General features: G+C 70.9%; 18 protein-coding genes and 1 pseudogene. 5 read left to right on the top strand and 14 right to left on the bottom strand.

What is annotated here, in order from left to right:
• Positions 1 to 29 precede the first annotated feature (29 nt).
• The 4 genes from AC3EVP_RS00610 to AC3EVP_RS00595 all read right to left on the bottom strand — a co-directional run bounded on the left by AC3EVP_RS00610 (position 30) and on the right by AC3EVP_RS00595 (position 4,518).
• Entirely contained in the window at positions 30 to 728 is a 699-nt protein-coding gene (locus AC3EVP_RS00610) for a class I SAM-dependent DNA methyltransferase (protein WP_435124686.1), read from the bottom strand.
• Between the two features lie 394 nt (positions 729 to 1,122).
• Positions 1,123 to 1,809, bottom strand: coding sequence for a cytidylyl-2-hydroxypropylphosphonate hydrolase (gene fomD, locus AC3EVP_RS00605; RefSeq protein WP_435124683.1), 687 nt, complete (start codon positions 1,807 to 1,809; stop codon positions 1,123 to 1,125).
• 66 nt (positions 1,810 to 1,875) lie between these two features.
• Positions 1,876 to 3,261: a class II fumarate hydratase gene (locus AC3EVP_RS00600; RefSeq protein ID WP_435125548.1), complete on the bottom strand. Its 1,386-nt coding sequence runs from the start codon at positions 3,259 to 3,261 to the stop codon at positions 1,876 to 1,878.
• Positions 3,262 to 3,447: 186 nt separating this feature from the next.
• Positions 3,448 to 4,518: an NAD(P)-dependent alcohol dehydrogenase gene (locus AC3EVP_RS00595; RefSeq protein WP_435124680.1), complete on the bottom strand. Its 1,071-nt coding sequence runs from the start codon at positions 4,516 to 4,518 to the stop codon at positions 3,448 to 3,450.
• A 109-nt stretch (positions 4,519 to 4,627) separates the two neighbouring features.
• Here AC3EVP_RS00595 and AC3EVP_RS00590 point away from each other — a divergent pair, with 109 nt between their 5' ends.
• Both AC3EVP_RS00590 and AC3EVP_RS00585 read left to right on the top strand, forming a co-directional pair.
• On the top strand, positions 4,628 to 5,224 hold the full coding sequence (locus AC3EVP_RS00590; RefSeq protein ID WP_435124677.1) for a TetR/AcrR family transcriptional regulator: 597 nt from the start codon (positions 4,628 to 4,630) through the stop codon (positions 5,222 to 5,224).
• 201 nt (positions 5,225 to 5,425) lie between these two features.
• On the top strand, positions 5,426 to 7,939 hold the full coding sequence (locus AC3EVP_RS00585; RefSeq protein ID WP_435125545.1) for a ricin-type beta-trefoil lectin domain protein: 2,514 nt from the start codon (positions 5,426 to 5,428) through the stop codon (positions 7,937 to 7,939).
• 579 nt (positions 7,940 to 8,518) lie between these two features.
• On the opposite strand, the gene AC3EVP_RS00580 is transcribed toward AC3EVP_RS00585, so the two are convergent.
• From AC3EVP_RS00580 to AC3EVP_RS00560, 5 genes and pseudogenes are all read right to left on the bottom strand, one after another.
• Positions 8,519 to 8,887, bottom strand: a complete 369-nt coding sequence (locus AC3EVP_RS00580; protein WP_435124674.1) for a hypothetical protein — start codon at positions 8,885 to 8,887, stop codon at positions 8,519 to 8,521.
• 232 nt (positions 8,888 to 9,119) lie between these two features.
• Positions 9,120 to 10,183 (bottom strand): annotated as a pseudogene (locus AC3EVP_RS00575) (IS630 family transposase).
• 572 nt (positions 10,184 to 10,755) lie between these two features.
• Entirely contained in the window at positions 10,756 to 11,124 is a 369-nt protein-coding gene (locus AC3EVP_RS00570; RefSeq protein WP_435124672.1) for a hypothetical protein, read from the bottom strand.
• A 28-nt stretch (positions 11,125 to 11,152) separates the two neighbouring features.
• Entirely contained in the window at positions 11,153 to 11,368 is a 216-nt protein-coding gene (locus AC3EVP_RS00565; protein WP_435124669.1) for a DUF397 domain-containing protein, read from the bottom strand.
• A gap of 87 nt (positions 11,369 to 11,455) precedes the next feature.
• Positions 11,456 to 13,111 (bottom strand): fumarate hydratase, encoded by a 1,656-nt coding sequence (locus tag AC3EVP_RS00560; RefSeq protein WP_435124667.1) that lies wholly within the window; start codon positions 13,109 to 13,111, stop codon positions 11,456 to 11,458.
• A gap of 216 nt (positions 13,112 to 13,327) precedes the next feature.
• On the opposite strand from AC3EVP_RS00560, the gene AC3EVP_RS00555 reads away from it, so the two are divergent.
• Entirely contained in the window at positions 13,328 to 14,044 is a 717-nt protein-coding gene (locus AC3EVP_RS00555; RefSeq protein ID WP_435125542.1) for a DUF1707 SHOCT-like domain-containing protein, read from the top strand.
• A gap of 257 nt (positions 14,045 to 14,301) precedes the next feature.
• The gene (locus AC3EVP_RS00550; protein WP_435124665.1) at positions 14,302 to 14,655 is read left to right on the top strand and encodes a WhiB family transcriptional regulator; all 354 of its coding nucleotides are present in this window, start codon (positions 14,302 to 14,304) and stop codon (positions 14,653 to 14,655) included.
• A 94-nt stretch (positions 14,656 to 14,749) separates the two neighbouring features.
• On the opposite strand, the gene AC3EVP_RS00545 is transcribed toward AC3EVP_RS00550, so the two are convergent.
• Positions 14,750 to 16,201: a hypothetical protein gene (locus AC3EVP_RS00545; protein WP_435124663.1), complete on the bottom strand. Its 1,452-nt coding sequence runs from the start codon at positions 16,199 to 16,201 to the stop codon at positions 14,750 to 14,752.
• Positions 16,202 to 16,434: 233 nt separating this feature from the next.
• Positions 16,435 to 17,466, bottom strand: a complete 1,032-nt coding sequence (glpX, locus tag AC3EVP_RS00540; protein WP_335980733.1) for a class II fructose-bisphosphatase — start codon at positions 17,464 to 17,466, stop codon at positions 16,435 to 16,437.
• A gap of 160 nt (positions 17,467 to 17,626) precedes the next feature.
• On the opposite strand from glpX, the gene AC3EVP_RS00535 reads away from it, so the two are divergent.
• Complete coding sequence (locus AC3EVP_RS00535; protein WP_435124659.1) at positions 17,627 to 18,163, top strand: DUF4245 domain-containing protein; 537 nt, start codon at positions 17,627 to 17,629, stop codon at positions 18,161 to 18,163.
• 35 nt (positions 18,164 to 18,198) lie between these two features.
• Here AC3EVP_RS00535 and AC3EVP_RS00530 read toward each other — a convergent pair whose 3' ends face one another.
• Genes AC3EVP_RS00530 through xseA form a run of 3 tightly spaced genes read right to left on the bottom strand, consistent with a single transcriptional unit; the run spans position 18,199 to position 20,072 of the window.
• Positions 18,199 to 18,438, bottom strand: coding sequence for an exodeoxyribonuclease VII small subunit (locus AC3EVP_RS00530; protein WP_335980729.1), 240 nt, complete (start codon positions 18,436 to 18,438; stop codon positions 18,199 to 18,201).
• Between the two features lie 36 nt (positions 18,439 to 18,474).
• A complete protein-coding gene (locus tag AC3EVP_RS00525) occupies positions 18,475 to 18,816 on the bottom strand; it encodes a cupin domain-containing protein (protein ID WP_335980727.1) in 342 nt (113 codons plus the stop codon).
• The gene (gene xseA, locus AC3EVP_RS00520; protein ID WP_435124655.1) at positions 18,813 to 20,072 is read right to left on the bottom strand and encodes an exodeoxyribonuclease VII large subunit; all 1,260 of its coding nucleotides are present in this window, start codon (positions 20,070 to 20,072) and stop codon (positions 18,813 to 18,815) included. Before xseA ends, AC3EVP_RS00525 begins: the two co-directional genes overlap by 4 nt.
• Positions 20,073 to 20,099: the final 27 nt, after the last annotated feature.

The raw sequence follows: 20,099 nt of genomic DNA, 5'->3' as shown, positions 1-20,099 counted from the left end.
CGCGCGGCGGGGCTTCGGCCTGGGCTGGGTCAGGCGCGTCGGCAGTAGAGGAAGATCTGCTCCTCCGGCGGCACGTCGGTGCTCGCCGGGGCGTACGTGTACGACGTCTCCTTGACCACCTCGAAGCCCGCGTCCGCCACGATGCCGAGCAGTTCGTCCTTCAGATACCCCGAAACCCGGATGCTGTGCCCGAGGAAGGGGATCGAGACGTCGTCGACGTCCGCCTCCACCATGCCGAGCGCCAGCAGGCCGTCGGGCACCAGCAGGTCGCGGATGGCCGTCAGCGCGCCGGGGATCTCCGCTCTGGGCAGCATCAGCAGCGTGAAGAACGCCGCGACCGCGGCGAAGCTGCCGAGCGCCAGCGGCCCGCCCTCGACCAGGTCGGCGATGTCGGCCTGGAGGAACTCCGCCTCGGGGACGTTGGCCCTGGCCCGGGCCAGCATGCCGGCGGACAGGTCCACCCCGGTCACCCGCATGCCCGCGTCGGTGAACTGCCGGGCGGACGGCAGGCCCGTCCCGCAGCCGAGGTCCAGCACCCGGGAGCCGGCCGGCAGTTCGGCGATCAGCCACCCGCCCGCGGTGAGCTGTCCGTCCTTGTGGGGGAACGCCTCGTCGTACCGGTCGCCGATGGCGTCGAACGCCTCGGCCTGGCCGGTACGGTCCCGCCCCGCTGCCGCCGCGGGGTTGGTGGAGGGCGTGCCAACGGGCTCGTAACCGTCGGAATCCACTGCTCAGGACCTCCCTGACTGCTGTGACGCGCTGTGACGTGCTGTGACGAACGGAGCTGGTGCGGGGGTGGGGCGGGGCTGGTACGGGACGGGCGGGCGGACCGGGGTGGAACAGTGCCGGGCCGGGTGGGTCCGGTGGTGCGGTGTACGGCATATGCACAGGAGCGGCACTCGTTTGTACCCCCGTGACGTGGCGTCAAACTCTAGGCCGTGCCAGCCGATTGCGCAGGCTTCCCGGGAACGATCCTACGGTCGGCAGCCGGGGGCGTGCCAAGGGGATCGCGCCCGGCGCCCGCACCTTTGCCGCGCGCCCCGGCGGCCGGATCGCGGCGCGCCGCCGCGCGCCCGCCGCCGTACCGACGGTTACCCAAGGTCATGCCAGGGGGCGGCATATTCACACCGCGGGGCGGTCCCAGTCGTCCGGCAGCGCGGGCACCGGCCACGCCGGATCGGGGCGCCAGTCCGGCCAGCCGTCGCGGAACGGCGGCGCCCAGGCCCGGATCGCGCGCACCGCGTCCTCGCCGGCCTGCCGCACCCGGGCGGCCTGCTCGGCCGGCATCAGCCCGTCGGTCTGCGCCTGCGCGAACTCGTCCTCGTCCCGCCAATACCACGTGCGGTCCGGGTGGACGGAGATGTCGAGGAAGTGGTCCTGCGAGTCCACCCCGCCCGACCAGCGGCGCAGCGGCTCCTCCAGATTCACGTACCAGCTCTTGAAGTGCCAGCCCTGCTCCCAGAACAGCCAGACCGACCACGGCTGCCCCGGCCGGGCCAGCTTCAGCACCCCGGCGCCGAACCACTGCTCCACCGCCCGGGTGCGCGGCCTGGTGTACCGGGTGGCCAGCGGCTCCTGGTGCACCGGCGTGCCGTCGGCGAGCACCGGCTTGATGCAGCGCGTGCCGGGCGCCAGCCACACCGCGAGCAGGTCCGGGGCGTCGCGCACCACCGTCACCGGACGGCAGATGTGCACCTCGTCCGTGCCGTTGCCGCGGTAGCGCCACAGCACCTGGTCGCCGGCGGCCCAGCGGGGCGGCTGCGGTGCGTTCGGTCCGTCCGGTTGCGTGGTGTCGAGGTCGGCTGTCATGAACGGAGTTTACGGAACCCACTGTTACGGATGGGTCACCTCCCACTACGCAGCGATGATCACCGGCTACGGACGGGTCATCCGCAGCACATCCAGGGCCGCGTCGAGCTGGGCCTCGGTCAGGGCGCCGCGCGCGACGTACCCCTCCTCGATCACGACCTGGCGGATCGTCTTCCGCTCCGCCAGCGACTTCTTGGCGACCTTCGCCGCCTCCTCGTAGCCGATGTAGCGGTTGAGCGGGGTGACCACGGACGGCGAGGACTCCGCGTACTCGCGCGCGCGCTCGGGGTGGGCCGTGATGCCGTCGACGGTGCGGTCCGCGAGCAGCCGGGAGACGTTCGCCAGCAGCCGCACCGACTCCAGGATGTTGCGGGCGATCACCGGGAGCATCACGTTCAGCTCGAAGTTGCCCGCGGCGCCCGCGACGGTGATCGCCGTGTCATTGCCGACCACCTGGGCGGCCACCATCAGCACCGCCTCGGGGACCACCGGGTTGACCTTGCCGGGCATGATCGACGAGCCCGGCTGGAGGTCGGGCAGGCTGATCTCGAAGAGGCCGGTGCGCGGCCCGGAGGCCATCCACCGCAGGTCGTTGGCGATCTTCGTCAGCCCCACGGCGATCGTCCGCAGCTGGCCGGACGCCTCCACGATGCCGTCCCGCGCGCCCTGCGCCTCGAAGTGGTCGCGGGCCTCGGTGAGCGGCAGCCCGGTCGCCCGCGCCACCTCGGCGATCACCGCGGCGGGGAACCCGGGCGGGGTGTTGATGCCGGTGCCCACCGCGGTGCCGCCCAGCGGCAGTTCGGCCAGCCGCGGCAGCACCGCGGTGAGCCGCTCCACGCCGTACCGCACCTGGGCCGCGTATCCGCCGAACTCCTGGCCCAGCGTCACCGGGGTGGCGTCCATCAGATGGGTGCGGCCGGCCTTGACCACGCCCGCGAACTCCGCCGACTTGCGCTCCAGCGCCTCCGCGAGGTGCTCCAGCGCCGGGACGAGATCGCCGGTGACGGCCGCGGTCGCGGCGATGTGGATCGAGGAGGGGAAGACGTCGTTGGACGACTGGGAGGCGTTGACATGGTCGTTCGGGTGCACGGGGCGGCCCAGCCGCTCGGTGGCCAGTGCGGCGATCACCTCGTTGGTGTTCATGTTGGACGAGGTGCCCGAGCCGGTCTGGAAGACGTCGATCGGGAAGTGCTCGTCCCAGCGGCCCTCGGCGACCTCCGCCGCGGCGGACACGATGGCCGCCGCCATGTCGGCCTCGATCACGCCCAGTTCCGCGTTGGCCTTCGCGGCGGCGGCCTTGATCCGCGCCAGCGCCTCGATGTGCGCGCGGCTGATTCGCTGCCCGGAGATCGGGAAGTTCTCCACGGCGCGCTGGGTCTGCGCGCCCCACTTCGCCGCCGCGGGGACCCGCATCTCGCCCATCGAGTCGTGCTCGATCCGGAAGTCGTCCATGCCCTTGCCGATGCCCTCGTCCATACCTTTTACAGTGCCGCGCTCGCCCCCTTTGTTCCCTTGCCCGTTCACTCGTTCGTGTAATGGATCACGCTCGGCCGGTGGCGTGCATATGCAGTCGCGCACCCGTTCCCGGCGGTCGAACGGCAGGTCACCGGCCGTGTTTCCGGGGCGCCTTGGCCGCCCTCAGCCCTGTGCCGCCGGCGCGTCCAGATCGGACATGTCGAGCACGAACCGGTAGCGGACGTCGTTGCGGGCCAGGCGGTCGAGCGCGGTGTTCACCCGGGCCGAGGGCACCAGCTCGATGTCGGCGGTGACCTGGTGCTCGGCGCAGAAGCGCAGCAGGGCCGCGGTGGCGGGGCGGCCGCCGCTGCCGGCGGAGCCGAGCCTCTTGCGGCCGATCAGCAGGTCGATGGTGTCCAAGGTGACCGGGCCGATGTGGCCGAGGAGGCTGAGCGTGCCGTCCATGGCGACGACGTGCAGGTAAGGGGACAGGTCGTGGGGCGCGGAGATGGTGTCCAGGACCACGTCGAACCGGTCCCGGACGGCCGCCATCTGCGCGGGGTCGGTGGAGACGACCAGCCGGTCCGCGCCCAGGCCGCGCGCCTCCTCGGCCTTGTCCGGGGTGCGGCTGATCACGGACGTGGTGGCGCCGAGCGCGACGGCCAGCTTGACCGCGAGGTGCCCCAGCCCGCCCAGCCCGGCGACGGCGACCTTGCTGCCGGGGCCCACGCCCAGGGTCCGCAGCGGCTCCCAGACGGTGATGCCCGCGCAGAGCAGGGGGGCCGCCGCGGCCGGGTCGAGGCCGGCGGGTAGGTGGTACGCGAACTCCTCGCGCACGAGGTACTCGCGGGCGTAGCCGCCCAGAGTCGTGGTTCTGTCCCGCCGGTCGGTGCCGCCGTAGGTCAGGGTCGGGAAGTCGTGGCAGAAGTTCTCCTGGCCGGCCCGGCACATCGGGCAGGTCCCGCACGAGTCGACGATGTTGCCGACCGCCACCAGGTCGCCGGGGGCGAAGCCGGTGACGGCGCTGCCGACCTCGCGGACCGTGCCGGTGAACTCGTGGCCCGGCACCAGGGCGGCACCCTCGTCGCCTTGGCGGGCGCGAAGGTCGCGCAGGGCGTGGAGGTCGCTGTGGCAGACGCCGCAGTAGTCCACGCGGATCGCGAGGTCGTCCGGGCGCAGGTCGCGGCGCCGGATCGTGGTGCGGCGGAGGGCGGGCGCCGTGGCGTCCGCCTGCCAGGCGGTGGTGGTGCGCATGGGGCTCCTTCGCGGTCTCAGATCACAAACAAACTGTTCGGTCTGTTTCAGCGTAGGGCGCGTGGGGCGCTCCGGCAAACCGACCGTTTTGTCTGTTAACGTGGGCCCCATGCCCGGCCCCCTGTCCGACCAGCCGTCCAGCGCGCGCGGCGCCGCCACCTACCGCCGGATCGTCGACGCCGCCACGCAGGAGTTCGCCCGGTACGGCATCGCCGGGGCCCGCGTGGAGCGGATCGTCGCCGCGGCTCACACCAACAAGGCGCAGCTCTACGGCTACTTCGGCAACAAGGAACAGCTCTTCGACGCGATCTTCTTCGGCTCGCTGGAGCGCATCACCAACGTGGTGCCCATCGATGTGGAGGACCTGGCCGACTGGGCCGTGCGGCTCTACGACGAGTACCTGGCCCGCCCCGACCTCATCCGCCTCGCCACCTGGGCCCGCCTGGAGCGCCGCCCCACCGGCCACCTGACCGACGACCCCCGGCGCTACGACGACCACAAGCTCCGCGCGATCGCCGTGGCGCAGGCCGCCGGGCGGATCAGACCGGGCGACCCCTTCGACATCATGGCCCTGGTCATCGCGATGTCCATGGCCTGGTCGCCGGTGAGCAACGTGTACGCGGCCGCGGCCGACGAACCCGCCGAACTGCACGAGCAGCGCCGCGAGCTCCTGCGGGACTGCGTACGGCGGGCGGTCACCCCGTAAGCGCGGGTCCGCTCAACGCGGCGGCCCGTCCGACGAGATGACGTTTCCGGGTGTGTCCCTCCCCGCCCCCGTACCCTCGGCCCCGAACGGCCTGCCCTTGCCAGGCGCCGTACTGCCGCCCGGTAAACCGTCTCGCGCAAGGAGACCACCACCGGCCCGCTCGTCACCGGATTCGCGCTCACCGGCGGCGTCAAGTACTGCATCGACGACGCCAACGCCAACACCTCGCCCGGCGCCGTCATCCGCACCTACACCTGCAACAACTCCGCCGCCCAGCAATGGGCGTTCGGGACCGACGGCACCGTGAAGGTGCTGGGCATGTGCCTGGACACCACCGGCAACGCCACCAAGGCCGGTACCGTCGTCACGCTCGACACGTGCAGCAGCGACGCCACCCAGAAGTGGAAGGTCACCGCCTCGGGCACGATCGTCAGCGTCGCGAACTCCGCGATGTGCGTGACTGACCCGGGCGGCTCTTCCACCCTGCGCACCGCGCTCACTCTGGCGACCTGCGGCAGCGCCGGCCAGAAGTGGACCACCATCGGCACCGGAACGGACGCGCTGCCGCCCGGCCAGACCCAGACCCTCACCTACGACGCCGAGGGCCGCACCGCGACGGTCTCGACGCCGTCCGGTACGAGCACGGACACCAGCAGCTACCTGTACGACGCCGACGGCAATCTGCTGGAGCAGACCTCGACCGTCAACGGGGTCGACAAGACCCGTGTCCTCTACCTCTTCGGCGGCGCCGAGCAGATCACCCTGAACGTCGCCGCCAAGACCTGCACGGCCCTGCGCAACTACACCGGGCCCGACGGCACCACCATCACCCGGTCCAGCACCGGCACGGTGACCTACCAGATCGCCAACCTCCAGGGCACCGCCACCACCGCGATCGACGCGGACTCGCTGGCGGTGACCCGCCGCTACTACGACCCGTACGGCAACCCGCGCGGCACCACCCCGGCGAGTTGGATCTCCGCCGACGAGAACCACGGCTTCCTCGGCCAACCCACCGACTCCACTTCCGGGTTGGATCTCCTCGGCGCCCGCGACTACGACCCCCTCACCGGCCGCTTCCTCACCCCCGACCCCATCTTCGAAGCCGGCGACCCCAACCAGATGGGCGGCTACACCTACGCCGGCGACAACCCCGCCAGCGGCAGCGACCCCACCGGGCTGGTGAACATGCCGACGGCCGGCGCCGGAGGCGGCTCCGCAATGGGTGCCGGCATGTCCAGCGGCGGCGGTGCCGGCTCGGGCGGCTCCACGGGCGCGACCACAGCGACGGAGTCCGGGTCAGGCTCGGGGACGGCGACCCAAACAGGATGGAAGCACTGGGTCGGAAAGGGACTTGATTACACAGGGTTCGGTGTCGGAGCGGCATTGACCGGCATTGCATTGGGATCCTGCGAAGACATCACTGTCCTCATAGGCACCCCAGAATGCATGGCCGCTGGAGGAGCGGCTCTCAGTTGGGACTGCGGTGCCTTCCTGCACGGGGATTGCGGCCCTGGCTTCGGGGACGATTCCGCCACCACGGAGGAGTCGGAGGATGCCGGTCCTGGACAGTCCGAGGATTCGCCGCATGGCTCTTACCGGCCAGTTCCCGAGGAAGGTTCTTCGGACTCAGGCGATCCGAGCTTGATGGACCCCGACAGATGGTACGAGGACGGCTCGGACACCCCGAGCAAGCCCGCCAGCGGCACACATGAGAAACCGCAGCCCGAGCACGACTCCCACGGGTCAGGAACCGACGACGCCCACAGCTCCGGATCGAAGGACGCACCCAGCAGCGCGTCCGAAGGCGCCCACGACGACGCCGCCAGCAGCAGCGGTGGAAAGTGCAGCTTCTCGCCGGACACCCCCGTGCTGCTGGCGAAGGGCAAGACCAAGCCGATCGGGAAGATCAAGAAGGGCGACGAGGTCGAGTCCGCTGACCCGACGACCGGCAAGCACAAGGGCCCACGTGAGGTCGAGGCGGTCTGGATCAACCACGACAAGGACCTCCTTGACGTGACGATCGAGGGCAGCGACGGCAAGGCCGCGACCCTCCACACCACCTCCAACCACCCCTTCTGGGACGACACCACCCACACCTGGGTCCCCGCCGGCAAACTCAAGCCCGGCGACGCCCTCAACACCGCCACCGACACCCACGCCACCGTCCTCAGCACCCACGCGACGCCCGGCACCGCCAACCGCTGGAACCTTACCGTCCAGCAACTCCACACGTACTATGTTGTGGCGGGGGCTACGCCGGTGCTTGTTCACAATACGAACTGTGGGCCGGCTGTATTCCGTGGGACCACGAAGGGATTTGAAGGCAGTCCGGGTACTCAGCGGGTTGGCATCACGCCGACATCCTCTGACCCGGGAGTGGCAACTATTTTCGCCACGCATTCGGAGCAATTTGGCGAATCGGTGGTGCAGATTGCCACTCCTGAAGACCTTGCTGGGGTCCCCACATACGAGGGTTATATCTCTTCGGAGGCGGAAGTGGGAGTCGAACTATCCCCAGGTGAGTTTGCACGACGTGCGAGTATTGAGATACCCGCATCGGCGGCCCGAGAAATTCTAGCAGACATGGGCATTTCAATACCTTCGAGAATCACGTACGGGGATCTCAATGGCGGAATCTTGACGGACACGCCAAAGTTGACACCAGGACAGATCGGCGAGTTTATCGATAGAGCGGGGTCGTACGGTGGCTGACGGCGTTCTTGGAATCGAGAGTGTAGAAGATATTTCGAGTATTGGTGTAACCTGCATCGTTCGCTGTTTGCGAGGAACGGTCTCTGTTGGGGATGTATTCCGGGTAGGGCAGACGAATGCTGGCGGCATCCTTGGGCTTGAAGTGATCGCGGAAAAAATCTGGAGATATGAGAGAGCTGTAGAATTGATCGATGCTCCCCATGCGGCCAAAGTGCGATTCTCTGGGGCTTCCCCTGGGGTTCTTAGAGATTTCTCGAAGATCGCGAAGGAAGGTCTATAGCTTGGCTCTAAGGTGCTGATTCTTCCTTTGAGATATTCCTAGATTTTAGAACTCGCTGAGCGTTTGTCCGGTAGCAGATCGGCCCCACCGCAGTTTGATTCCGGTGGGGCCGTTGTAGTGTCTCGCGGCAGTGAGCCTTTTCCACCATCGGTCTGAGCTGCTGAACTTGAACTCGTGATGTCGGACGTCCGTTGGGGCGTTGGTCATAGGCCCTGGGTGACCTCACGGGGTACCCGAGCACGTCAGCGACTGTGGTGACCTCGTCGATGGGCCAGGGGGCGTTCGGGGCTCAGTGCGGCTCACCGTGCCAGCACAGCTGCGGTGAGTTGGAGCACGATGGCGGCGGCCAGGAAGAGCCACAGAGAGCGGGGCTGCCAGCGTCGGGCGGGTGAGTGCGAGGTGGTGAGTTCGGCGACGACGAAGTCGAGGATCATCTTGCGGGCCCGGAGGCTGCGGACGCCTGGGAAGATGCGCTGCCGCAGCCGGCGCCCGTCCTTCGTCGTGAGCAGAATGTCCACCTCGCCGACCACTACAACGGCGGAGACGTCGGCGACGTCGACGTGCCGGACGACGAACGGGTAATAGATGGTGATCGCGCCGTTCGCCAGGTCTATGCGGGCGGCACTGGCCACCTGGAGGACGAGCCAGCCGAAGAAGGAGAAGAACATCGTGCCGCGCGCGTACCAGCAGACCAAGGTTGGTGTCGGCGCTGAACTGAGTCACCACACCCAAGGCCCCCCAGAAACTGCAAAAAGAAGTAGCCCAGAGCCCGCGCGCCGGAGGGCACACGCGGACGGCATGGCACCGGCCTGACGGGGGCCGGCTGGTCCTCCTTGTACCGGCCGTGGAGCGCAGTGCTGTCAGGTCTTGTCGCTACTGCGCTTGAAGGAGCGACATCGGTCAGCTGTCCAGAGTGAGCCCGGTAGGCAAGGCAGCTATAGACCAGGTGAGAGCGGTACTGGATCGTCTTGAGTCGGCGTTTGACGGCTGTGGTGATCTGGGTGAGGTCGGCGGCGGCGAGGTGGCCGATGTCGCGCTTGACCAGCGACCAGATGCCCTCTTGCGGGTTGCGGTCGGGTGCGTTGGTCGGCAACTGGAACACGGTGAGCCACCCGGGCATTCGTGTCGATGAACTCCCGTATTCCCGCCGTCAGATGGAGCCGGACGTTGTCCCAAACCAGCACGATCGGGCCGCCGAGCTGGATGCGGGCTCGAACGATCAGGTCGCGGAAGTCCCGCCAGCCGAAGCCCTTCGGTTCATCCTTGTGGCCCCGGTACTCCCGGACCGCGTAGATCAGCCGGGAACGCTCGCCGGGTTTATAGCAGGTCATGCCCGCCATCGACACCCGGCCCGATCCCCGTCCGCGCACCCGGACGACCGGGGTACTGCCCCTGCGGCCCCACGTCCTGGCACGCGGCGGCGTCATCGACTGGCCGGCCTCGTCCTCGAAGACCACCCAGGCCCCGTTCGCCGCCGCGGTGCTCTTACCCGCGGCCATACCTCCCGCTTCCACAGCTCCACCGCATCGTCGTCACGCTCGATCGCCCGGCGGGCTGGCTGCTGCCACGACCAGCCGTTCCGCCGCAGCAACCGCCACGCTGCCCTCCACTGTGTATGAGACGTGGAACAACCTGCCGATCAGTGTCTTCACCCGGGCCAGGGTCCACCGCTGATCGGTCCAGCCGTGTGCCAGCGGGCCGCGCTCCAACTCTCGCTCCAGCCTGGCTATCTGCGCACCGGACAATCGGGGTCGGCCAGGTGACCCCTTGGAGACCACCCCGGCGGATCCGTTTTCGCGCCACTGACGTCGCCAGCGTTCCACCGACCGCTCCGAGACCCTCAATGCGGCAGCGATCTCCCGGTTCTTCTCCCCACCCTCGAAGCACGCCACGGCCCGAAGCCGGACACGCTCCCGCGCAGCCCTCCCAGCGTCGGTCAAGCCAGCACCCTGCGAATATCTCACCGCACCAGGACTACCGAGGCCACCTGCTCGCAGTCCGAGGTACAGCCCGACATCGCCCAATCAAGTTCAGTAGTTGACGGCAACGTCGGCGGACGGGGGCTGGACGAAATGGTGGGGCTTTGTCGTCGTCGGGCTCGGCGGCGGCGTCGGGGAGGTTGCTGAGGGTGTGGTCGAGGAGGGCGATGGCGTCGCGCTGGGGGCGGAGCGGACGTGGAGGTAGACGGTGATGGTGGCTTCGATGGGGGGCGTGGTCCAACGGTTCCCTGGTGACGGCCAGTTCGACGCCCTTCCCGGAGCAGCGTTGCTGTCGAGTGGCGGAAGCGAATGGATCGCGCGCTGGCTGGCTCGGCGGAGCATTGTGGTGAAGTGACGGGTGAGGGTGGCGGGTTCGATGTGGGTGGCTGTCCGGCGGGTGGAGGCGAGGCCGTTCTCCACCCGTTCTGTGCCGGCCGGGCGCTTGTTGGGGGTCTGCCGGCCGCGGTGTGCGAGGAGTGAGGCGATGCGGTCGGCGGGGTGGTGAGGCCGCCGGTATGGGGGCGCGTTGGAGCGGGCTGGCGTTGGGCCGCCGGGGGTCAGTCCTGCCAGTCGAGTTGGGGGGTGGGGATGCCCAGGGTGCGGGCGTGGGTGACTGCTGCGGCGCGGGCTTCGGGGTTGCCGCGGGGGTAGTGGAAGACGCGGTCGGGGAAGACGACGTATGCCTCGGTGGGGGTGTTGAAGTTGGCGTACCAGCCGCCGGTCGGCGCCAGGCAGCGCGACAGGGCGGCTGCCAGGCGCTCGGCGTGGGCCTCCTCGGCCTGGAAGTCGAGGAGGGTCCAGTGGCGGGGCTGGGCGGGTGCGGCGCCGGGCACCTCGATGCGGCGTATCCGGGTGAGGCGTAGGGGCACCTCGTCCAGGACGCTGCCGACCCGCAGGCTTTCCGCGATCAGTACGCCGTCGAGCATGCGGGTCTCTCCTTGCGGGGGATGGCGGTCAGGCAGTGGGGAGTTCGTCGGTGCGGACCGCGGTGATGAAGGAGGTCCAGGCGGCCGGGGTGAGGGTGGGGCCGTGGGGGTCCTTGGAGTCGCGAACGGGCACGGTGCCGTGGGGGGCGAGGGCGGGGGCCCATTCGAGGCAGTTGCCGCCCTCGCCGCCGCTGTAGCTGCTCTTGACCCACGCGGTGCTGCTGGGGCCGGGGATGATGCTCATCTGGCGTACTCCTCCGCGATGCCCCGCCCCCGGCCCCGCCCTGACCCCGGGCCCGTCTCGCCCCCGGGACCCCGCGCCAGATCCGACTCAGGCGCCCGGGCGGACCGGGATGGAGGTGAAGGTGGGGGAGGGGGCCGGGTCCTGGAAGAAGTCGTTGCCCTTGTCGTCCACGACGACGAACGCCGGGAAGTCCTCGACCTCGATCTTCCAGACCGCTTCCATGCCCAGCTCGGCGTACTCCAGGACGTCGACCTTCTTGATGCAGTCCTGCGCCAGCCGCGCCGCAGGTCCCCCGATGGAGCCGAGGTAGAACCCGCCGTGCGCGGCGCACGCGTTGGTGACCTGCTGCGAGCGGTTGCCCTTCGCGAGCATGACGAACGAGCCGCCGGCCGCCTGGAACTGCTCGACGTAGGCGTCCATCCGGCCCGCCGTGGTGGGCCCGAAGGACCCGGAGGCGTACCCCTCGGGCGTCTTGGCCGGACCGGCGTAGTACACCGCGTGGTCGCGCAGGTACTGCGGCATCTCCTCGCCCGCGTCCAGCCGCTCCTTGATCTTGGCGTGCGCGATATCGCGCGCGACGACCAGCGGCCCGGACAGCGACAGCCGGGTCTTGACCGGGTACTTGGTCAGCTCGGCGCGGATCTCGTCCATCGGCCGGTTGAGGTCGATGCGCACCACGTCGTCGTCGAGGTGCTCGTCGGTGGTCTCCGGCAGGAAGCGCGCCGGGTCGGTCTCCAGCTGCTCCAGGAAGACGCCCTCCGCGGTGATCTTCGCCAGCGCCTGCCGGTCGGCCGAGCAGGACACCGCGATCGCCACCGGGCAGGACGCGCCGTGCCGCGGCAGCCGCACCACGCGCACGTCGTGGCAGAAGTACTTCCCGCCGAACTGCGCCCCGATCCCGATCTTCTGGGTCAGCTCGAAGACCTGCTGCTCCAGCTCCTTGTCGCGGAAGCCGTGCCCGGCCGGCGACCCGGACTCCGGCAGCTCGTCCAGGTAGTGCGCCGAGGCGTACTTCGCGGTCTTGAGCGCGAACTCCGCGCTGGTGCCGCCGACCACGATCGCCAGGTGGTAGGGCGGGCAGGCGGCGGTGCCGAGCGAGCGGATCTTCTCCTCCAGGAAGCGCATCATCGACGCCTCGTTGAGGACCGCCTTCGTCTCCTGGTAGAGGAAGGACTTGTTGGCGCTGCCGCCGCCCTTCGCCATGAAGAGGAACTTGTACGCGCCGCCGTCGGTGGCGTACAGCTCGATCTGGGCCGGCAGGTTGGAGCCGGTGTTCTTCTCGTCCCACATGGTCAGCGGCGCCATCTGGGAGTAGCGCAGGTTGAGCTTGGTGTACGCGTCGTAGATGCCCCGGGAGAGGGCTTCCTCGTCGCCGCCCTCGGTCAGCACCTGCTGGCCGCGCTTGCCCATCACGATCGCGGTGCCGGTGTCCTGGCACATCGGGAGGACCCCGGCCGCGGCGATGTTCGCGTTCTTCAGCAGGTCCAGGGCCACGAAGCGGTCGTTCGGGCTGGCCTGGGGGTCGTCCAGGATGCGGCGCAGCTGGGCGAGGTGGGTCGGGCGCAGGTAGTGCGAGATGTCGTGCATGGCCTCGGCCGCGAGCCGGCGCAGCGCCTCCGGTTCGACCTTCAGGAAGGTGCGGCCGTCCGCCTCGAAGGTGCTGACTCCCTCGGCGGTGACCAGGCGGTACGACGTGGGGTCCGCACCGAGCGGAAGCAGATCCGTGTACGTGAACTCGGGCATTGCGGCATCCTCACAGGCTGCGTCGACGCTGAAGCGTATTCAGAGTAGATCCCCCCGCCGCGGCCCTTCCCGGGGGGCGCCGGGGCCGCCCCCTAGGGGAGCGTTCAGGGGTCTTCGGGGTAGTCGCGATCTATCGCGTCTGTGTACCGTGGCGGGGTGGACGAATCGCCGCTCCAGAAGCCCCCACCGCCCGCGGCAGAACCCGCGGCGGCGCCCGTGACCGAGCCCGCGGCGGACCTCGCGCAACCGTCCGCCCAGCCGCCCGCGCAACCGTCCGCCCAGCCCCCCGCGCCCGCACCCGCGCAACCCTCCCCCCAGCCACCCGCAGGGACCCTGCGCGCCTCCGACGCCGACCGTGACCGTTTCGCCGACATCCTGCGCGAGGCCCTCGCCGAGGGCCGGCTCGACGCGTCCGAGCACTCCGAGCGGCTGGACCGGGTCTACGCCGCCAAGACGATGGGCGAACTGGAGCCGCTGGTACGGGATCTGCCCGCCGGGAACACATCCGCCCCCGCCCCCGCGGCCCGTCCGTACGCGGTCGGCCCGACCGGCGAGAACCCCAACCTCGTGGCCGTGCTGAGCGGCGCGGAACGCAAGGGGCGCTGGCGGGTCGGCAGCCGGATCACCGCGGTCGCGGTCATGGGTGGCGTGGAGATCGACCTGACCGAGGCCACCTTCACCGCGCCCGAACTGGTCATCCACTGCACCGCGGTGATGGGCGGCATCAGCATCAGGGTGCCGGAGAACGTCACGTTGCACGGCAGCGGTGTGATCGGCGTCATGGGCGGCGCCGACGTACGCGCCTTCGAGTCGCCCGACCCGCAGGCGCCGTCGGTACGGGTCACCGGCGTCGCGTTCTGGGGCGGGGTGGAGGCCAAGGCCAAGCGCGGCAAGACCGTCGTCGACTGGACGAAGAAGCGGCTCAGCGCCTGACGTGAGCGGGGCGCGCCGGGGCCCGACGGCCGCCCGCGGCGCGCCGGCCGGGCGTCCGATACGGCGTACGCCGGAGCGACGGTCGTACGCGGGAACGAACACGGTGCGCATGAAGTCGCGCACAGCGGGTAGGGGAACGGCACGCCGCCGCACGGCTGCTCGCCCAGCACCGCCCGGGCGCCGGGTGGTGACGGGCAAGCGTGGCAATCCCCCCAGTTCCGCGCCTTGGGGCCCCAAGCCGTCGTCAGGAGTTTCCCGTGCTTCAACCGATCGAGCCCGCCACGGACCCCACGCTCCCGCTCGGACATCCGCGGGATCTCGGTGGTCCCTGGCACTCGGAGGCCGCCTGCCGGAGCGACGAGGCGGGGCTGTTCTTCGCCCCGTCGAAGGAGCCGACGGCGGCCCGGCTGTCGCGTGAGGAGGCCGCCAAGCGGGTCTGCGCGCGCTGCCCGGTGATGCTGGAGTGCCGCGAGCACGCCATCCTCCAGCCGGAGCCGTACGGGGTGTGGGGCGGCATGACCGCGGCCGAGCGCCGGGTGGTACTCGCCCGGCGGCGGCGCCGCGAGGTGGAGCTCCAGCACGCGGCCCCGCCGATCGCCGCCGCGGGCTGAGCCGCGCGGCGGCGATCGGAGGCCGTCAGGACGCCGTCAGGACGCCGTCAGGACGCCGCCCGGACGCCGTCGGCCGTCGGGACGTCAGGCGCCGTCAGGACGTCAGTGAGGACCGCAGGTCGCCCATCGGGACGGCGAACACGATCCGCTGCCGCAGTACCGTGCCGCTGGTCGGGTACTCGCCGTTGGGCCCTGCGGCCCATTCGGTCTGCGCCCACACCTGGTCGAGGTCGGCCATGAAGGTCATCCCCTCCGAGTGCTGGGCCCAGGTGTGCTGGGCGCCGGTGCTGCCGCCGGTGGAGGTGGTGGCGTTCGCCGCGGTCTGCGTGCCGCTGCCGGGCAGCGGGACCCGCCACGGGATGCCGTGCACCCCGGGGCTGCCCAGGGAGTCGGCGGTGTACACGACGCGCTCCCCGTCCTCGGTGCGGTTCAGCGTGCCCTGCATGCCGACGATGTCCGTGTCGTACACGTCGATCGGGTCGGCATGGCCGGCGCTGTTCACCGCGATCGGCATGAGGCGGCTGGTCGGCGCGAGCTTGTACCGCCAGATGCGGGACGTCACCCCGGTCAGGCCCGAGCTCACCCACTCGTTGGCGACCAGTGTGTACGGGTTCTGCGACCGGTCCATGGACAGGCCGTCGAAACAGGGCAGCCGGTCGGCGCTGTGGTCGTCGTAGGTGCAGGACGACGTGACGCTGTACGACCCGATGGCCGGCCAGAAGTACTGGTAGCCGTGGGCCGACACCTCGCTGCCGCGGTGCCCGATCCAGGAGGCGTTCGTGGTGGCCCGGTAGATGTGCTTGGTCGAGAACACGTAGATCGCGTTGTGGTGGGCGTCGCCGTCGAGCGATGCGGTGACCAGGAGTTTGTCGCCCCACCACACCATGCCGCCCATGTGTGAGCCGAAGCGCGCGAAGTCGGTGCCGCCGGACGTCGGGATCACCGGCAGCACCCACCGGTAGCCGAACCTGTTCGCCGAGCCCTCGGTGTCGTTGATGACGGCGATGCGGCCCATCGCGGTGGTGTGGGGCGCGCTGGCCCAGCCGGAGAGCAGCACGCGGTCGGTGCCCCACATGCCGTCGGCGTCGGCGTCACCGGACGAGGTCATGCCCTGCGGCGACCAGTTCTGCGTGCCGGCGTCGCCCGCGTCCCAGCAGTAGGCGCTGCCCGTCGTCGGGTCCAGCGGCACGGTGGCCCGCTCGTCGGCGGTGCACGAGGAGCCGCTGACGGCGTGCAGGTGGTGGTTCACCGAGTTCGCGATGGCATCGATGCTGCTGTTGGCGAAGGTGTCGTCCATCGCCTGCTGGCTGGCGTCCGACACGCGGTGCACCGTCAGTTCGAGTTTCGCCGCTGCCGTGGACGAGGCGCGCACCGCCTTGCCCGGCGTCCCCGGCGACGCGCTCGCCGGGCCCGCGCCGGCCAGCGACACGGCGCCCAGCGCCAGGATCGCGGCGCCCGCCGCTGTGACGCGCCCGGCCAACCGCCACCTGCCGGTCCGCTGCCGGCCCGTCCCCGCTGCTCTTCCGTCCCCGCTCGCACGTTTCATCGTCACGCCCCTCCGTCGCGGTCGGTCCGGCGGGCGGATGCACCGCGTCGCGCGTCACAGCGGACTCGCCACGCGAGCGCCCCCCGGCGAGGACGCAACCTACCGCGCCGCGCACCGGCGGTGAAGGGTGCGCAGAACGCGCCCCGCCGCCCAGGGGGCGCCCGCCCGGCCCGGCGGGAGCGGGGCGGGCGCCTACCAGCCCGTCAAGGGGGCCGACCGGTGCGCGGGGGGCCTCAGTTCGCGCGGTCGAAGTCGATCGCGCTGTACGCCCGCAGCTTCGACAGCCGGTGCACCGAGTCGATCTGCCGGATCGTGCCGGACTTCGACCGCATCACCAGCGACGAGGTGGTGGCCGTCTCCGCGCGGTAGCGCACGCCGTTCAGCAGTTCGCCGTCGGTGATGCCGGTCGCCACGAAGAACACGTTGTCGCCGCTGACCAGGTCCGCGGTGTGCAGGACGCGGTCGAGGTCGTGGCCCGCGTCCAGTGCCTTGCGCCGCTCGGCGTCGTCCTTGGGCCACAGCCTGCCCTGGATGGTGCCGCCCATGCAGGCCATCGCGCACGCGGTGATGATGCCCTCCGGGGTGCCGCCGATGCCCAGCAGCAGGTCCACGCCGGTGCCCTCGCGGGCGGCCATGATCGCGCCCGCCACGTCGCCGTCCGCGATGAACTTGATCCGCGCGCCGGTCTCCCGGATCTGCCGGGCCAGTTCGTCGTGGCGCGGCCGGTCGAGCACCACGACCGTCACGTTCTCCACGGCGATGCCCTTCGCCTTCGCCACCCGGCGGATGTTGACCGCCGGCGGCGCCGTGATGTCCACGAACTCGGCCGCCTCCGGGCCCGCCACCAGCTTGTCCATGTAGAAGACCGCCGAGGGGTCGTACATGGTGCCGCGGTCCGCCGCGGCGAGCACCGACACGGCGTTCGGCATGCCCTTGGCGGTCAGCGTGGTGCCGTCCACCGGGTCCACGGCGACGTCGCACTCCGCACCGGTGCCGTCGCCGATCCGCTCGCCGTTGTAGAGCATCGGCGCCTCGTCCTTCTCGCCCTCGCCGATGACGACCACGCCGTTCATCGACACGGTGTGCACGAGGGTGCGCATGGCGCGCACGGCGGCGCCGTCCGCGCCGTTCTTGTCGCCCCGGCCCACCCAGCGGGCCGAGGCCAGCGCGGCGGCCTCCGTGACCCGGACGAGTTCGAGGGCAAGGTTGCGGTCGGGCGCCTCCGGGCTCACTTCGAGTTGCGGAGGCAAGTGCTGTTCGGTCATCACGCGCACCTTTCTGTACGAGGACGGCCGGAAAATGAGGGTAGTGCGACCCTATCGGGTGAACTGCGAATCTGAGCAGGGGGCATGTCACATGAGCGGGCACTGCTTTGCGGGTACCCGGCGGACGGAGCGCAAACGTGGATGAGGGACGATAGGGCGCGTGGCAGCGGACAAGCGTGGTGGCAACAAGACGGTGCGGGACCTGATCCTGTCGATGCTGGTGCTCGGCGTGGCGGTCTACCTGATCTACCTGTTCATTCCGCACGACTCGAAGGCCACCCCGGTGAAGACCGAGAGCGTCGGGTACACTGTGGAGTTGCAGCAGGCCCGCCGGGACGCGCCCTTCCCGGTCGCCGGCCCCACCGGGCTCGGCGCGAAGTGGAACGCGACGTCGGTGACGTACTCCGGCAGCGACCCGAAGAACGTCACCTGGCACGTCGGCTTCGTCGACCCCGACCAGCAGTACGTCGCCCTGGAGCAGACCAACGGCGACCCGGCCGACTTCATCACCCAGGTCACGATCAACGGCCACCGCGACACCGGGCACACGCTGCCCGTCAACGGCGTGGCCTGGCAGCGCTGGACCGGCGGCCGCTACGACGCGCTCGTCCGCGAGCAGGGCGGGGTCACCACGGTGGTGCTCGGCACCGCCCCGACCAGCAGGCTCCAGAGCTTCGCCGCGTCCCTCAAGCCGTAGCCGTAGCCGTACGGCTCTGCCCCCGGCTCGTCCGGCTACTCGGCGCCGGGGCCGTCCGCCTCCTCGGCCTCCTCCGCCGCCAGCGCCGCGTCAAGGCGGGCCCGGGCGCCCTCCAGCCAGCGCCGGCAGACCTTGGCCAGCTCCTCGCCCCGCTCCCACAGCGCGAGCGACTCCTCCAAGGTGGCACCGCCCGCCTCCAGGCGGCGCACCACGTCGATGAGTTCGTCGCGCGCCTGCTCGTAGCCGAGGACGGCGCCGGAATCCTGGTCAGCCATACCCGCAAGCCTAGGGCGTACCTCGGACACCCCCGGTCACGCCGGGGTGCGGATCTCCAGCATCACGCACCCGGTCCGGGTGCGGTACGGGCCGTGCGGCATCCCCGGCGGCCGGGAGGCGTAGGACCCGGCGGTGAAGACCCGGCCGAGCGTGAGGTCCTCCAACTCGCCCTCCAGCAGGTACACCTCCTCGTAGTACGCGTGCCGGATCACGCCGGCGGCCGAGGTGTCCAGCCCCGGCTCCCACCGCGCCAGCCGCGTCTGCTCGACCGCCGGGTCCGCCCCGGCCGACAGCCGCCGCTCGGCCACCCCGGCCGCCCCGGGATCGGCCCGCCACTCCACCCCCGCCACCTCGTAGAACTCCCGCTCGTCCTTCATCCCGTGCCCTCCTCCCCGGCTTCCCCGGCTTCCCGGGCTGCTTCTCCCGCCGCTTCGACCCGTACGGTGAAGTCGCCCTCCGCGACGCGGGCGCGCAGGGGGTCACCCGGGGTGACGTCGGCCGGGGCGCGGACCGCGGTGCCGTCCGGGCGCTGGAGGACCGCGTAGCCGCGGCGCAGGGTGGCGGCGGGGGAGAGGGCGACGACACGGGCCAGGGTGTGGGTCAGGTCGGCGTCGGCGCGGTCCAGGAGGTGCCCGAGGGTGCGCCGGGCGCGGTCGGCGCGGTCGGCGACCTCCGCCTCGCGCTGCTCGACCATGCGGTAGGGCTGCGCGAGGGCGGGGCGGCTGAGCGCCGCGGCCAGGCCGCGCTCCTCCCGGTCGAGGATGCCGCGCACCACCCGCAGCGCCCGGTCCCGTACCAGCTGGACGCGGGCCAGTTCCTCGCGCACGTCCGGCACGATGCGCTTGGCGGCGTCGGTCGGGGTGGAGGCGCGCAGGTCGGCGACGAGGTCGAGCAGCGGGGTGTCCGGTTCGTGGCCGATCGCGGAGACCACCGGGGTGCCGCAGGAGGCGACCGCCCGGACCAGCCGCTCGTCGGAGAAGGGCAGCAGATCCTCCACGCTGCCGCCGCCGCGGGCCACCACGATGACGTCCACCTCCGGGTGGTCGTCCAGCTGCTGCACGGCCTCGATCACCCGGGGCACCGCGGTGGCGCCCTGCACCGGCACGTTGCGCACCTCGAAGCGGACGGCGGGCCAGCGCAGCCGCGCGTTCTCCCGTACGTCCCGCTCGGCGGCCGACGCCCGCCCGGTGACCAGGCCGATCAGCCCGGGCAGGAACGGCAGCGGGCGCTTGCGGTCGGCCGCGAACAGCCCCTCGGCGGCCAGCGCCTTCTTCAACTGCTCCAGCCGCGCCAGCAGTTCACCCATCCCGACCGGCCGGATCTCGGCCGCCCGCAGCGACAGGGTGCCCCGCGGCCCGTACCACTCCGGCCGGGCGTGCACCACGACCCGCGCGCCCTCGCCGACCACGTCGGCCACCTGCTCGTACACCGCGCGGTAGCAGGTCACGGAGATCGACGTGTCGTGCGAGGGGTCGCGCAGCGTCAGGAACACCACCCCGGCGCCCGGGCGGCGGGAGAGCTGCGTGATCTGGCCCTCCACCCACACCGCCCCGAGCCGGTCGATCCAGCCGCCGATCAGCCGCGACACCTCGCCGACCGGAATCGGCGCTTCCGCCGAGGTGTTCAGAGCCATGACGGCACCCTAATGCGCCCCGCCGAC

The sequence above is a fragment of the Actinacidiphila sp. bgisy144 genome, from assembly GCF_057708105.1.
The sequence above is the reverse complement of the archived record's forward strand: the minus strand, read 5'-3'. Positions and strand labels throughout refer to the sequence as shown.

Coding starts and splice junctions, on each gene's coding strand:
- AC3EVP_RS00595 (WP_435124680.1), bottom strand. CDS start 4,518: ATGCGCACCACCACCGCCTGGCAGGCGGACGCCACGGCGCCCGCCCTC.
- AC3EVP_RS00580 (WP_435124674.1), bottom strand. CDS start 8,887: ATGTTCTTCTCCTTCTTCGGCTGGCTCGTCCTCCAGGTGGCCAGTGCC.
- AC3EVP_RS00545 (WP_435124663.1), bottom strand. CDS start 16,201: ATGAAACGTGCGAGCGGGGACGGAAGAGCAGCGGGGACGGGCCGGCAG.
- AC3EVP_RS00565 (WP_435124669.1), bottom strand. CDS start 11,368: ATGAGCATCATCCCCGGCCCCAGCAGCACCGCGTGGGTCAAGAGCAGC.
- fomD (WP_435124683.1), bottom strand. CDS start 1,809: ATGACAGCCGACCTCGACACCACGCAACCGGACGGACCGAACGCACCG.
- xseA (WP_435124655.1), bottom strand. CDS start 20,072: ATGGCTCTGAACACCTCGGCGGAAGCGCCGATTCCGGTCGGCGAGGTG.
- AC3EVP_RS00600 (WP_435125548.1), bottom strand. CDS start 3,261: ATGGACGACTTCCGGATCGAGCACGACTCGATGGGCGAGATGCGGGTC.
- glpX (WP_335980733.1), bottom strand. CDS start 17,466: ATGACCGAACAGCACTTGCCTCCGCAACTCGAAGTGAGCCCGGAGGCG.
- AC3EVP_RS00525 (WP_335980727.1), bottom strand. CDS start 18,816: ATGAAGGACGAGCGGGAGTTCTACGAGGTGGCGGGGGTGGAGTGGCGG.
- AC3EVP_RS00590 (WP_435124677.1), top strand. CDS start 4,628: ATGCCCGGCCCCCTGTCCGACCAGCCGTCCAGCGCGCGCGGCGCCGCC.
- AC3EVP_RS00560 (WP_435124667.1), bottom strand. CDS start 13,111: ATGCCCGAGTTCACGTACACGGATCTGCTTCCGCTCGGTGCGGACCCC.
- AC3EVP_RS00530 (WP_335980729.1), bottom strand. CDS start 18,438: ATGGCTGACCAGGATTCCGGCGCCGTCCTCGGCTACGAGCAGGCGCGC.
- AC3EVP_RS00570 (WP_435124672.1), bottom strand. CDS start 11,124: ATGCTCGACGGCGTACTGATCGCGGAAAGCCTGCGGGTCGGCAGCGTC.